A 12,907-nucleotide genomic window follows, 5' to 3' on the forward strand; every position below is an offset into this window, starting at 1 on the left:
CCCCGGGCCTCCCGGCCCCCAGACCCCGACTCACGGTCCTCACGGACCCGTCGACGAAAGAAGAAGAGAAACACATGGCTGACACCACCCCCACCGCCGCCCTCTCCGCGGTCGGCGTGAGCATCTGGCTCGACGACCTCTCGCGCGAGCTCCTCGAGACCGGCAAGCTCACCGAGCTCATCGAGCAGAAGAACGTCGTCGGCGTGACGACGAACCCGACGATCTTCGCGTCGGCCCTCGCCAAGGGCGAGCGCTACGACTCGCAGGTCAAGGAGCTCGCCGCTGCGGGCACCGAGGTCACCGAGGCGATCTTCGAGATCACCACGCAGGACGTCGCGAACGCGTCCGACGTCTTCAAGCCGATCTACGACGAGACCAAGGGCTTCGACGGCCGTGTCTCGATCGAGGTCGAGCCGGGCCTGGCCCACGAGACCGAGAAGACCATCGAGCAGGCCAAGTTCCTGTTCGAGAAGGTCGGTCGCGAGAACGTCCTCATCAAGATCCCCGCCACGGTCGAGGGCCTCGAGGCCATCACCGAGGTCATCGGCGCCGGCATCTCCGTCAACGTCACGCTGATCTTCTCGCTCGAGCGCTACCGCGCCGTCATCGACGCCTACCTCGGTGGGCTCGAGAAGGCCAAGGCCGCCGGCCACGACCTGTCGAAGATCCACTCGGTCGCGTCGTTCTTCGTGTCGCGCGTCGACTCCGAGATCGACAAGCGCCTGGACGCCGTCGGCACCGACGAGGCCACGGCCCTCAAGTCGAAGGCCGGCATCGCCAACGCGCAGCTCGCCTACCAGGTCTGGACCGAGGCGTTCGCCTCCGAGCGCGCCCTCGGCCTGCTCGAGTCCGGTGCGAACACGCAGCGCCCGCTGTGGGCCTCGACCGGCGTCAAGGACCCGTCGCTCCCCGACACGCTCTACGTGACCGAGCTCGCCGCCCCGAACACGGTCAACACCATGCCGGGCAAGACCCTCGACGCGACCTTCGAGCACGGCGAGATCCACGGCGACGCCATCGCCGGCTCGTTCGACGACGCGCAGCAGGTCCTCGACCAGCTCGCCGCGCAGGGCATCGACTACGACGACGTCGTGGCGCTCCTCGAGAAGGAGGGCGTGGACAAGTTCAACGTGTCGTGGGGCGAGCTCGTCGACACCGTCAAGGCCGCGCTCGAGGGCGCGAAGTAGTGACGGTTTCCATCGCAGCCAGCGGCGATGCCGCGCGGGCCATCGAACAGGTGGTCCCGCGGCTCGTCGCTGACCTGGTGGCCTCGGGCATCACCGCCCAGGACGCCGACCTGTGGGGAGCCGACGCCGAGGCCGAGGCGTCGAAGCGCCTCGGCTGGGTGGAGGCCGTCTCGGTCTCCCGCCCGCTCGTCGCCGAGGTGTCTGCACTGCGCGAGTCGCTCATCGCCGACGGGGTCGACCGTGTCGTCCTCGCCGGCATGGGCGGCTCGTCGCTCGCGCCCGAGGTCATCACCCGGACCGCGGGCGTCCCGCTGACCGTGCTCGACTCGACCGACCCGGCCCAGGTCCGGGCGGCCGTCGCCACCGACCTCGAGCGCACCGTGCTCGTCGTGTCGTCGAAGTCGGGCTCCACGCTCGAGACGGACTCGCAGCGTCGGGTGTACGAGCAGGCCTTCCGCGACGCCGGCATCGACCCCGCCCGCCGCATCGTCGTCGTGACCGACCCGGGCTCCGAGCTCGAGGCCACCGCGACCGCGGCCGGGTACCGCGTCTTCACCGCCGACCCGACCGTCGGCGGCCGCTACTCCGCGCTCACCGCGTTCGGCCTCGTGCCCTCGGGGCTTGCCGGTGCGGACATCGCGGAGCTCCTCGACGAGGCGGACGCCATCTCGGCGCTGCTCTCCGTCGACCTCGACGAGAACCCCGGGCTCGTGCTCGGCGCGGTCCTCGCCGGGACGGAACCGCTGCGCGACAAGATCGCGATCGTGCCGGACGGCACCCACATCGTCGGCTTCGGCGACTGGGTCGAGCAGCTGATCGCCGAGTCGACCGGCAAGGACGGCCGCGGGCTCCTGCCCGTCGTCCTGCACCCCGACTCCCCCGAGGTCACCGCCGGCCTGCCCGACGTCCAGGTCATCCGCCTGGTCGGATCGCGCGAGGACGAGCGCCACGTCGTCGAGGGCGAGGTCGAGATCACCGGCACGCTCGGTGGGCAGATCCTCGTCTGGGAGTACGCCGTCGCGGTCGCCGGACGTCTGCTCGGCATCAACCCGTTCGACCAGCCCGACGTCGAGGCCGCCAAGGTCGCGACCCGGGGACTGCTCGAGGACCGTCCCGTGCCGGCCGAGCCGGCGTTCTCCGAGGACGGCATCGCCGTCCGCGCGACGCCTGGACTGCCGGTCGGGACGACGCTCGCGGAAGCCGTGTCGGGCCTCCTGTCCGGACTCGACGCGACCGGCTACGTGTCGGTGCAGGCGTACGTGGACCGCACCGCGAACGGCGACCTCGAGTCGCTGCGCGACGCGATCGCGGCGCGGACCGGCCGTCCCGTCACCTTCGGGTACGGCCCGCGGTTCCTGCACTCGACCGGGCAGTACCACAAGGGCGGACCCGCGAACGGCGTCTTCCTGCAGATCGTGGCCGACGAAGCGGATGACCTGGCGATCCCGGGGCGTCCCTTCTCGTTCGGCCGACTCATCCAGGCCCAGGCCGCCGGTGACGCGAGTGTCCTCGCGCAGCACGGCCGGCCGGTCCTGACCCTCACGACGTCGGACGCGCACGCCGCCACCGCGGCCATCGCCTCCGCCGTCTCACACTGACCCCCGAAGGAGTTCACCGACTCATGTCACCGGTGGCTGTCACTCCGGAGCACAACCCGCTCCGACTGCCCACGGATCGTCGACTGAACCGGATCGCGGGACCGAGCACGCTCATCATCTTCGGCGTGACGGGCGACCTGTCCCGCAAGAAGCTGATGCCCGCGGTCTACGACCTGGCCAACCGGGGGCTGCTGCCCCCGGGCTTCGCGCTCGTCGGCTTCGCCCGACGCGACTGGGAGGACCAGGACTTCTCCCAGCTCGTGCACGACGCGGTCAAGGAACACTCCCGCACCCCGTTCGACGAGGACGTCTGGCGTCAGCTCGAACAGGGCATCCGCTTCGTGCAGGGCTCGTTCGACGACCCCGAGGCGTTCCGCGAACTCAAGCGGACCGTCGACGACCTCGACGCCGAGCGCGGGACGCTGGGCAACCACGCGTTCTACCTGTCGATCCCGCCGAAGATGTTCCCGGTCGTCACCGAACAGCTCAAGCTGTCCGGCCTGACCGAGAAGCGCGACGGCTCCTGGAGCCGCGTGGTCGTCGAGAAGCCGTTCGGCTCCGACCTCCGCACCGCGCGCGAGCTGAACGCGATCGTCGAGAGCGTCTTCGCCCCCGACGACGTGTTCCGCATCGACCACTACCTCGGCAAGGAGACCGTCCAGAACCTGCTGACGCTCCGCTTCGCGAACCAGATGTACGAACCCATCTGGAACTCGAACTACGTCGACCACGTCCAGATCACGATGGCCGAGGACATCGGCGTCGCCGGACGCGCCGCCTACTACGACGGCATCGGCGCAGCGCGCGACGTCATCCAGAACCACCTGCTGCAGCTCCTCGCGCTCACCGCGATGGAGGAGCCCGTCTCGTTCAAGGCCGCCGACCTGCGTGCTGAGAAGGAGAAGGTGCTCTCCGCCGTGCGCCTGCCCGAGGACCTGTCGACCGCCACCGCCCGCGGGCAGTACGCCGGCGGCTGGCAGGGCGGCGAGAAGGTGCTCGGCTTCCTCGACGAGGCGGGCATGGACCCGCAGTCCGGCACCGAGACGTACGCGGCGATCAAGCTCGACATCGCGACCCGTCGCTGGCAGGGCGTCCCGTTCTACCTGCGTGCCGGCAAGCGACTCGGCCGCCGCGTCACCGAGATCGCCATCGTGTTCAAGCGCGTCCCCGAGGACGTCTACGGCAACAGCCAGTCGCCCCTCGGACAGAACGCGCTCGTCATCCGTGTGCAGCCGGACGAGGGCGTCACGCTCCGCTTCGGCTCGAAGGTCCCCGGCGTCGGCACCCAGGTGCGCGACGTGACGATGGACTTCGGCTACGGCCACGCGTTCACCGAGGCATCCCCCGAGGCGTACGAGCGACTCATCCTCGACGTGCTCCTCGGCGACCCGCCGCTGTTCCCGCGGCACCAGGAGGTCGAGCTGTCCTGGAAGATCCTCGACCCGATCGAGGAGTTCTGGGCCACGCAGGGCCAGCCCGAGCAGTACCGTCCCGGCACGTGGGGTCCGGCATCCGCCGACGCCCTGCTCGCCCGCGACGGCCGGACCTGGAGGCGTCCATGAAGATCGACATGCCGAACACCACGGTCTCGAAGATCCAGAAGAAGCTCGTCCACATCCGCGAGGAGGGCGGCGCCGTCGCACTCGGACGCGTCCTGACCCTCATCATCTCGACGGCCCTGGGCCACGAGGAAGAGGCGATCGAGGCCGCGAACGAGGCGTCCCGTGAGCACCCGATGCGCGTCATCATCGTGTCGAAGAACGACGGGGACACGAAGTCGCCCGGGCGCCTCGACGCGCAGATCCGTGTCGGCAGCGACGCGGGCGCCAGCGAGGTCATCGTGCTGCGCGCCTACGGCGAGACCGCGACCGACGAGGAGAGCCTGGTCACCGGCCTGCTCCTGCCGGACGCCCCCGTCGTGGCCTGGTGGCCGCAGACTGCCCCGGAGCAGCCGGCCGCCTCGGCGCTCGGCCGCATCGCCCAGCGCCGGATCACCGACGCCGCGGCGCAGAAGGACCCGAACGGGGCGATCGAGGCGCTCGGCGCCTCGTACGTTCCGGGCGACACCGACTTCGCGTGGACCCGCCTGACCCTGTGGCGGAACCAGCTGGCCGCGGCGCTCGACCAGCCGCCGTACGAACCGATCACCGCGGTCGAGGTCAGCGGCGCGTTCGACAGCCCGTCGACGATCCTGCTCGCGGCCTGGCTGCAGCTGCAGCTCCAGGTGCCGGTGTCGGTCGTGACGTCGCCCCGTGCGACCGGATCGAGCGGCATCCACGGCGTCAAGCTGGTGCGCGAGTCCGGCACCATCGACCTCGAACGGTCCCTGGTGGACGTCGCGACGCTCTCGATGCCCGGACAGCCGACGCACGACCTGTCGCTGCCACGCCGCAACCTGCGCGACTGCCTGGCCGAGGAACTCCGTAGACTCGACCCGGACGTCCTCTTCGGAGACGTCGTCAAGCACGGGGTCGCCCAGCTGCGCGAGACCATCGCCCGCTGAGCACCCCACACGGCCGTCCCGACCGGCCGTCGCCCGCACACCACGGGCGACGGCCGGAGGGCCGGTCGGACCGAAGGCCGTCGCCCGACCGGTCGGCCGCCACGAACACGGGAGTCATGTGACCAACGAACGGCGGGTGCTCGTGCACCCGGACAAGCAGGCCCTCGGCGCTTCGGTCGCCGCACGCTTCATCACGAAGATCATCGACGTGCTCGACGAGCAGGAGCGCGCCGACATCGCCATCAGCGGTGGCTCGGTGTCGTCGCTGGTGCTCGCGGCGATCGCGCAGTCGCCGGCGCACGAGAGCGTCGACTGGTCCAAGGTCCACGTGTGGTGGGTCGACGAACGCTGGGTGCCCGCGGGTGACGCGGACCGGAACACCACCGGGACGCAGACCGACTTCTTCGACCACGTCGACATCCCCGAGGCGAACATCCACCCGATGGCCACCTCGGACGCCGGACTCTCCATCGACGAGGCCGCAGCGCAGTACGAGCGCGAGCTGCAGGACGCCGCCCCGGAGGGTGCCGTCGCACCCCGGTTCGACATCACCCTGCTCGGCGTCGGCCCCGACGGCCACACGGCCTCCCTCTTCCCCGAGTTCCCGCAGCTCGCGGTGAAGGACCGCGCCGTCGTGTCCGTCGACGACTCCCCCAAGCCGCCGCCGCAGCGCCTGACCGTCACCTTCCCGGTGATCAACGCGTCGCAGCGGGTGTGGGTCATCCTGTCCGGTGCCGAGAAGGCCTCCGTCCTCGGGCTCGCCCTGGCCGGTGCCGCCGTGGACGAGGTCCCGGTCGGCGGCGTGCAGGGTCGGAAGCGCACGGTGTTCTTCGTCGACCAGGACGCCGCCCGCGACGTCCCCGAGAACCTCATCGCGTCGACGTACTAGCCCTGTCGTCCTGACGACCACGAGACCCGGTGCCGATCGGCACCGGGTCTCGTGCGTCCTGGCGCTGGGCGCCTCGGGCCGGGGTCGTCGGCCGGGGTGACGGGGCACACGGGGGTGCGTCGGCGCCGAGTGGTCACGACGCGCCGTCCGCGTGCCGCCGAGGTCGCACGAGGTGTCGCCTGTCCTCGCGCCGAGCGGCAATTCCTGCACCCCCGGCATCGACGACGCGGCATGTCGTGCCCACTCGGCGATCCGGGTCGAGCGACTTCGAAGCTGCGCGCTCGAGCCACACCCCGACCCCCGTGCGCACCGAAGCGACACCGGGGACGGCGAGAGTGCACAACGTGTCGCCCGACTCCGCGCCGAGCGACGGGTCGTGCACACTCGGCGTCCGGCGTGCGGCATGTCGTGAGCACTCGGGAGGCTGAAGCCCGCGCGGGTGTCGGTGCCCGCGCGGGTGCCGGTGCCGGCGCTGCGCCTGCGCGTCCGCGCCAGCTCGCCCGGGCCCGACGGCCGAGGCGCCAGGACGCCACGACGCCACGACGCCACGACGCCACGACGCCACGACGCCACGACGCCACGACGCCACGACGCCACGACGCGCACCCTCGAGGCACAGCCCCCGACGGGACGAGCCCACGCAGCACCAGACGCACGAAGGCCCCCGGACCGGATCGGTTCGGGGGCCTTCGTCGCGCTCGGTGCGCTAGTCCTTCTTCGCGGTGCCGCGACGCTCGCGGAGCTGCTGGAGCGCGTCCTCGAGGAGCTGCGCTGCCTCTTCCTCGGTGCGGCGTTCCTTCACGTACGCGAGGTGCGTCTTGTAGGGCTCGGTCTTGGAGACCACGGGCGGGTTCTCCTTGTCGCGACCGGCCGGGAGTCCGGTGGACGGCGAGTCGACCGTCTCGGGGATCTCCTCGTCGGGGAGGTTCGCGGCGAAGTACCGGACGACCTCGTTGCCGAGGGCGTCCCAGTAGGAGATCGCCACACGCTCTGCCTGGACCCCGCGGTCCTGCTCACCCATCGGGCCGGCGCCGACGCGGGACCCTCGGATTGCACTGCCTCCGCTAGCCATGGATCAGACCCCCGCCGTGAACTTGTTGATGAGACCGAGCACGATGATGCTGACGATCCAGACCAGACCGAGGATCACCGTGATGCGGTTGAGGTTGCGCTCGGCCACGCCGGAGGCACCGAGGTTGCTCGTCACACCGCCACCGAACATGTCGGAGAGGCCGCCACCGCGGCCCTTGTGCAGCAGGATGAGGAGCGTGAGCAGGAGGCTCGTGATTGCGAGCAGGACCTGCAGCACGACGGAGAGTATCGCCACGACGTACCTTTCGTGTCAGTCAGCCGTACCAGTGTACCGGCCGCGCGGAGCACGGCCGGTACCTGGACGGGAGTGGTGCGGACTACAGCCCGACGTGCTGGCGGAAGCGTGCGATGGCCGCGAACTCCTGCACGTCGAGGGACGCGCCGCCGACGAGGGCACCGTCGATGTCCGGCTCGCGGAGGAACCCGGCGATGTTGCCGGACTTGACCGATCCCCCGTAGAGCACGCGGGTGTCCGCTGCGGCCTGCTCGCCCCAGACGTCGGCGATGCCGCGACGGATCGCCGCGCACTCGTCCTGCGCCTGCTCGGCCGTGGCGGCCTGGCCGGAGCCGATCGCCCAGACGGGCTCGTAGGCGACGACGATCTCGGCCGGCTGCACCGCGTCGAGCACGACACGGAGCTGCTCGACGGGGACGACGCCGGCGCCGCGCTCCTCGCGCTGCGCACCGGTCTCACCGACGCACACCACGGGGACCAGGCCGTGCTTGACGGCCGCCGCGGCCTTCGCGGCGACGACCTCGTCGGTCTCGCCGTGCATCGTGCGCCGTTCGGAGTGCCCGACGATGACGTACTGGGCGTCGAGCGCGGCGAGGAAGGCTCCCGACACGTCGCCGGTGTAGGCACCGGAGTCGTGCTGCGAGAGGTCCTGCGCACCGAAGCGGATCGACAGCTTGTCGGCCGAGATGAGCGTCTGCACGCTGCGCAGGTCGGTGAAGGGCGGGAACACCGCGACCTCGACGTCGTCGTGGTCGTGGCGTGCGTCCTTCAGCGTCCACGCGAGCTTCTGCACGGTGGCGATGGCCTGGAGGTGGTCCAGGTTCATCTTCCAGTTTCCCGCGATCAGGGGCGTGCGGCTCATCGCGACCACCCCAGAGCCTCGAGGCCGGGGAGCGACTTGCCCTCGAGGAACTCGAGGCTCGCCCCACCGCCGGTGGAGATGTGCCCGAACTGGTCGTCGGAGAACCCGAGCGACCGCACGGCCGCGGCGGAGTCGCCGCCGCCGACCACGCCGAGGCCGTCGACCTCGGTCAGGGCCTGCGCGACCGTCTTCGTGCCAGCAGCGAAGGCCGGGAACTCGAACACGCCCATCGGGCCGTTCCAGAACACGGTCTTCGACGCGGAGACCGCGGACGCGAACCGCGCCGCCGTCTCCGGACCGATGTCGAGGCCGATGCCGTCCGCCCCGAAGGACGACGACTCGATCGCGTCCGCGGCGACGGTCTCGTGCGACGCGTCGGCCGCGAACCCGGAGGCCACGACGACGTCCGTCGGCAGGTCGATCGTCACGCCGAGCCCCTTCGCCCGTGAGAGGTACTCGCGGACGACGTCGAGCTGGTCCGCCTCGAGCAGGGACTTCGCGACCCCGTGGCCCTGGGCCGCGAGGAACGTGAAGAGCATGCCGCCACCGATGCACAGGGTGTCGACCTGCGGCAGGAGGTGGTCGATGACGCCGAGCTTGTCGCTGACCTTCGACCCGCCGAGCACGACCGTGTAGGGCCGCTCCGGTGAGGTGGTCAGTCGCTCGAGCACGCCGAGCTCGGTCTCGATGAGCGAGCCGGCCGCGGACGGCAGCGCCGACGCGAGCTCGTAGACCGACGCCTGCTTGCGGTGCACGACGCCGAACCCGTCGGAGACGAACGCGTCGCCGAGGGCGGCGATGCGTTCCGCGAACGCCCGGCGGGCGTCGGCGTCCTTCGAGGTCTCCTCCGGGTTGAAGCGGAGGTTCTCGAGCAGCAGGACGTCGCCGTCCTCGAGGGCCTCGGCGGCAGCGGTGGCCTCGTCGCCGACGGTCTCGCCGACGAACGTGACCGGCTTGCCGAGCAGCTCGGACAGCCGCTGACCGACCGGCGCGAGCGAGAACTCCTGCGCGGGCTTCCCGTCGGGGCGGCCCAGGTGGGAGATCACGATGACGCGAGCGCCGGCGGTGATCAGCGTGTTCAGGGTGCTCAACGACGCGCGGACGCGGCCGTCGTCCGTGATCGTGCCGTCCTTGAGCGGGACGTTCAGGTCACAACGGACGACGACGCGCTTGCCGGCGAGGTCGCCGAGGTCCTCGAGGGTGCGGAGGGCCATGTGTTACAGACGCTCGCCGACGTACTCGGTCAGGTCGACGAGGCGGTTCGAGTAGCCCCACTCGTTGTCGTACCACGAGGTGATCTTCACGAGGCCGCCGATGACCTTGGTCAGGCCGGAGTCGTAGATCGAGGAGTGCGGGTCCGTCGTGATGTCGGTCGACACCAGCGGGTCCTCGCTGTAGAGCAGGATGCCCTTGAGCGGGCCCTCTGCGGCCTCCTTGTAGGCGGCGTTGATCTCGTCGACGGTGACCTCGGACTTGGTCTCGAGGGTGAGGTCGGTGATCGAACCGGTCGGGACCGGCACGCGGAGCGCGAAGCCGTCGAGCTTGCCGGCGAGCTCCGGCATGACCTGGCCGATGGCCTTGGCGGCACCGGTCGAGGTCGGCACGATGTTCAGCGCGGCGGCGCGGGCACGACGGGGGTCCTTGTGCGGGCCGTCCTGCAGGTTCTGGTCGGCGGTGTACGCGTGGACCGTGGTCATGAGGCCACGCTCGATGCCGAACTTGTCGTTGAAGACCTTGGCGAGCGGCGCGAGGCTGTTCGTGGTGCACGACGCGTTCGAGATGATGTGGTGGTTCGCCGGGTCGTACTGGTCCTCGTTCACGCCGAGCACGACGGTGACGTCGTCACCGGTGGCCGGGGCGGAGATGATGACCTTCTTGGCACCCGCGTCGATGTGCTTCTGCGCATCGGCGGCCTTGGTGAAGAAGCCGGTCGACTCGATGACGATGTCGACGCCCAGCTCGCCCCAGGGCAGGCTGGCGGGGTCGCGCTCGGCCAGGACCTTGATCGGCTTGCCGTCGACGACGATGCTGTCGCCGTCGAGCTCGACGGAGACGCCGAGACGACCCGTGACGGAGTCGAACTTCAGCAGGTTCGCCAGTGCGGCGTTGTCGGTGAGGTCGTTCACCGCCACGATCTCGAGGTCGGAGCCCTTGGCGAGGGCGGCCCGGAAGAAGTTACGGCCGATGCGGCCGAAGCCGTTGATACCGATCTTGACGGTCAATGGATCTCCTGGTGGGTGTGGAGCGCCCGGGGGGCGCTGCTTTCGGAGGCGCGCGCCCTGGCGGGCCCGCGTGTGGTGGACGATACGCCCCGTAACGTCGCCGTAACGACCCTAGCAGTCGGACACTGCGCGACCGCGCTGGATGACGCTCCGTCCGGACGGTCGCGACCGACGCCCCGGACGCACCGGGAAACGGACGGGAGGCGCGGTGCCAGCCGGCACCGCGCCTCCCGTCCGGAACGTCGTCACGACCGTCGCTCAGGCCCCCTCGAGCTCCTCGGGGACGCTCGCTTCGGTGCCCGGGATGCCGAGGTCCGACGCACGCTTGTCGGCCATCGCGAGCAGGCGGCGGATGCGGCCGGCGATGGCGTCCTTCGTCATGGGCGGGTCGGCGTGCTGGCCGAGCTCGTCGAGCGAGGCGTCGCGGTGCTGCAGGCGCAGCGTGCCGGCGTACTGCAGGTGGTCCGGGACCTCGTCGCCGAGGATCTCGAGGGCGCGCTCGACGCGGGCGCAGGCGGCGACGGCGGCCTGGGCCGAGCGACGCAGGTTCGCGTCGTCGAAGTTGACCAGGCGGTTCGCGGTCGCGCGGACCTCGCGGCGCTGGCGCATCTCCTCCCAGTCGGCGGTGGTGCGCGCGGCACCCATCACCGTGAGCATCTGCCCGATGGCCTCGCCGTCGCGGACGACCACGCGGTGCACGCCGCGGACCTCGCGGCCCTTCGCGGCGACGCCGAGCCGCGAGGCTGCGCCGACGAGCGCCATCGCGGCCTCGTTGCCCGGGCACGTGACCTCGAGCGCCGCGGCTCGACCCGGGTCGGTCAGGGTGCCGGACGCCAGGAATGCGCCACGCCAGATGGCGGCGAGGTCCTCGCGGTTGCCGGTCGTGAGCCGGTTCGGCAGCCCGCGGACGGGGCGGCGACGGGCGTCCATCAGACCGGTCTGGCGCGCGAGGGTCTCCCCCGCCTCGAGCACGCGGACCAGGTAGCGGGTGCCCCGACGGGCGGACGCCGACGAGCCGACGGAGGCCTCGCTGCGGACGCCGTAGAGCTCGGCGAGGTCCTTGCGGACCCGGTGGACGATGATCCGGGTGTCGAGCTCGACCTCGACCGCGATCCGCCCCGAGATGACGTGCAGGCCACCCGCGAACCGGAGGATCGTGGCGAGTTCGGCGGCGCGGACCGTGTTGCGGCTCACGGCGACCCTGGCCAGTTCGTCCTTGACCTCGGCAGTCAACGGCACAGCATCATTCCTAACGTTTTCTGGTGGTCCCGCGGGTCCGGCACCCGTGCGTGGGGAGCGGCCGGAGGGACGGTCACTCCCGGCCGAGATCTCGGTTCTTCACCCGCACGGCGACGTTGGGCATCCCGCGGAGGAGACTCGCCAACTCGGCGACGATGGCGACCGAGCGGTGCTTGCCGCCGGTACAGCCGATGGCGATCGTAGCGTGTCTTTTGTTCTCGCGCTGGTACCCCTCGAGCACGGGCTCGAGCACGGAGGCGTACCGGTCGACGAACGGGCGGGCCCCGGACTGGGCGAGCACGTAGTCGGAGACGGGTCGGTCGAGCCCCGTGTGGGCCCGCAGTTCCGGGACCCAGTAGGGGTTCGGCAGGAACCGGACGTCCGCCACCATGTCGGCGTCGGCGGGCAGCCCGTACTTGAAGCCGAAGCTCATCAGGGTTACCTGCACGCCGACGAAGTGGTCGTCGGCGAACTGCTCGGTGACGGTGTTCGCGAGTTGGTGGATGTTCAGGTGCGAGGTGTCGATGACCATGTCGGAGGCCTCGCGCAGCCCCGCGAGCCGGGTGCGCTCCCGCGCGATGCCGTCGAGCAGGGTGTCCTCGGCCTGCAGCGGGTGCGGCCGGCGGACCTGCTCGAAGCGACGCACGAGGACGGCGTCGGTGGCCTCGAGGAACAGCACGCGGACCCGCGCCGACGTGCTCGAGCGGACCTGCTCGACCGCCTGCTCGAGGTCGGTGAAGAACCGCCCGCCGCGCACGTCGACCACCGTGGCGATCTTCGGGATCTTCTCGCCCGCGCGGTCCGCGAGTTCGGTGAGCGGGGCGAGCATCTGCGTCGGCAGGTTGTCGACCACGTACCAGCCGAGGTCCTCGAGGGCCTTGCCGACCGTCGAGCGCCCGGCCCCGGACATGCCGGTGACGATGAGGATGTCGTGTTGCGACGCGTGCGGCGTCGTGGTGGCGCTGTCGGTCATCTGGGAGTGGGCTCCGTCGTGGCGGCCCGGGCGCGTCGCCCGGGGAGGTCTCGGCTGCGGGTCCAGGCTACCGTCCGGCCGACGGCCGGCCACGCGGGGCGTCGGGT

12 protein-coding genes are annotated in these 12,907 nt (G+C 70.9%); 5 read left to right on the plus strand and 7 right to left on the minus strand.

Translation table 11 applies throughout. From position 1 onward, the window contains the following. Positions 1–74: 74 nt before the first annotated feature. The 5 genes from tal (at position 75) to pgl (ending at position 6,177) form a co-directional block, all read left to right on the plus strand. Positions 75–1,187, plus strand: a complete 1,113-nt coding sequence (tal, locus tag DEI99_RS09350; RefSeq protein ID WP_111040494.1) for a transaldolase — start codon at positions 75–77, stop codon at positions 1,185–1,187. Further along, positions 1,187–2,785 carry a phosphoglucose isomerase-related protein gene (locus tag DEI99_RS09355; protein WP_111040495.1) on the plus strand — a complete coding sequence of 533 codons (1,599 nt, stop codon included), beginning with the start codon at positions 1,187–1,189 and terminating at the stop codon, positions 2,783–2,785. Before tal ends, DEI99_RS09355 begins: the two co-directional genes overlap by 1 nt. Positions 2,786–2,808: 23 nt before the next feature. Next, positions 2,809–4,347 carry a glucose-6-phosphate dehydrogenase gene (gene zwf / locus DEI99_RS09360; RefSeq protein WP_071255644.1) on the plus strand — a complete coding sequence of 513 codons (1,539 nt, stop codon included), beginning with the start codon at positions 2,809–2,811 and terminating at the stop codon, positions 4,345–4,347. After that, complete coding sequence (locus DEI99_RS09365) at positions 4,344–5,288, plus strand: glucose-6-phosphate dehydrogenase assembly protein OpcA (RefSeq protein ID WP_071255648.1); 945 nt, start codon at positions 4,344–4,346, stop codon at positions 5,286–5,288. Before zwf ends, DEI99_RS09365 begins: the two co-directional genes overlap by 4 nt. A gap of 118 nt (positions 5,289–5,406) precedes the next feature. Continuing rightward, the gene (pgl, locus tag DEI99_RS09370; protein ID WP_071255650.1) at positions 5,407–6,177 is read left to right on the plus strand and encodes a 6-phosphogluconolactonase; all 771 of its coding nucleotides are present in this window, start codon (positions 5,407–5,409) and stop codon (positions 6,175–6,177) included. A 706-nt stretch (positions 6,178–6,883) separates the two neighbouring features. On the opposite strand, the gene DEI99_RS09375 is transcribed toward pgl, so the two are convergent. From DEI99_RS09375 to rapZ, 7 genes are all read right to left on the minus strand, one after another. Next, entirely contained in the window at positions 6,884–7,249 is a 366-nt protein-coding gene (locus DEI99_RS09375; protein ID WP_071255653.1) for an RNA polymerase-binding protein RbpA, read from the minus strand. A gap of 3 nt (positions 7,250–7,252) precedes the next feature. Further along, entirely contained in the window at positions 7,253–7,504 is a 252-nt protein-coding gene (gene secG / locus DEI99_RS09380; protein WP_017887256.1) for a preprotein translocase subunit SecG, read from the minus strand. A gap of 82 nt (positions 7,505–7,586) precedes the next feature. Then, the gene (tpiA, locus tag DEI99_RS09385) at positions 7,587–8,366 is read right to left on the minus strand and encodes a triose-phosphate isomerase (RefSeq protein ID WP_111040561.1); all 780 of its coding nucleotides are present in this window, start codon (positions 8,364–8,366) and stop codon (positions 7,587–7,589) included. Further along, the gene (locus DEI99_RS09390) at positions 8,363–9,580 is read right to left on the minus strand and encodes a phosphoglycerate kinase (RefSeq protein WP_111040496.1); all 1,218 of its coding nucleotides are present in this window, start codon (positions 9,578–9,580) and stop codon (positions 8,363–8,365) included. Before DEI99_RS09390 ends, tpiA begins: the two co-directional genes overlap by 4 nt. Before the next feature lie 3 nt (positions 9,581–9,583). Then, positions 9,584–10,588 (minus strand): type I glyceraldehyde-3-phosphate dehydrogenase, encoded by a 1,005-nt coding sequence (gene gap / locus DEI99_RS09395; protein ID WP_111040497.1) that lies wholly within the window; start codon positions 10,586–10,588, stop codon positions 9,584–9,586. Between the two features lie 258 nt (positions 10,589–10,846). Continuing rightward, positions 10,847–11,827, minus strand: a complete 981-nt coding sequence (gene whiA / locus DEI99_RS09400; RefSeq protein ID WP_071255661.1) for a DNA-binding protein WhiA — start codon at positions 11,825–11,827, stop codon at positions 10,847–10,849. A gap of 73 nt (positions 11,828–11,900) precedes the next feature. Next, the gene (gene rapZ, locus DEI99_RS09405; RefSeq protein WP_111040498.1) at positions 11,901–12,800 is read right to left on the minus strand and encodes an RNase adapter RapZ; all 900 of its coding nucleotides are present in this window, start codon (positions 12,798–12,800) and stop codon (positions 11,901–11,903) included. Between the last annotated feature and the right edge of the window lie 107 nt (positions 12,801–12,907).

The organism is Curtobacterium sp. MCLR17_036, assembly GCF_003234445.2.
In the GTDB taxonomy this organism is placed as follows: Bacteria; Actinomycetota; Actinomycetes; order Actinomycetales; family Microbacteriaceae; genus Curtobacterium.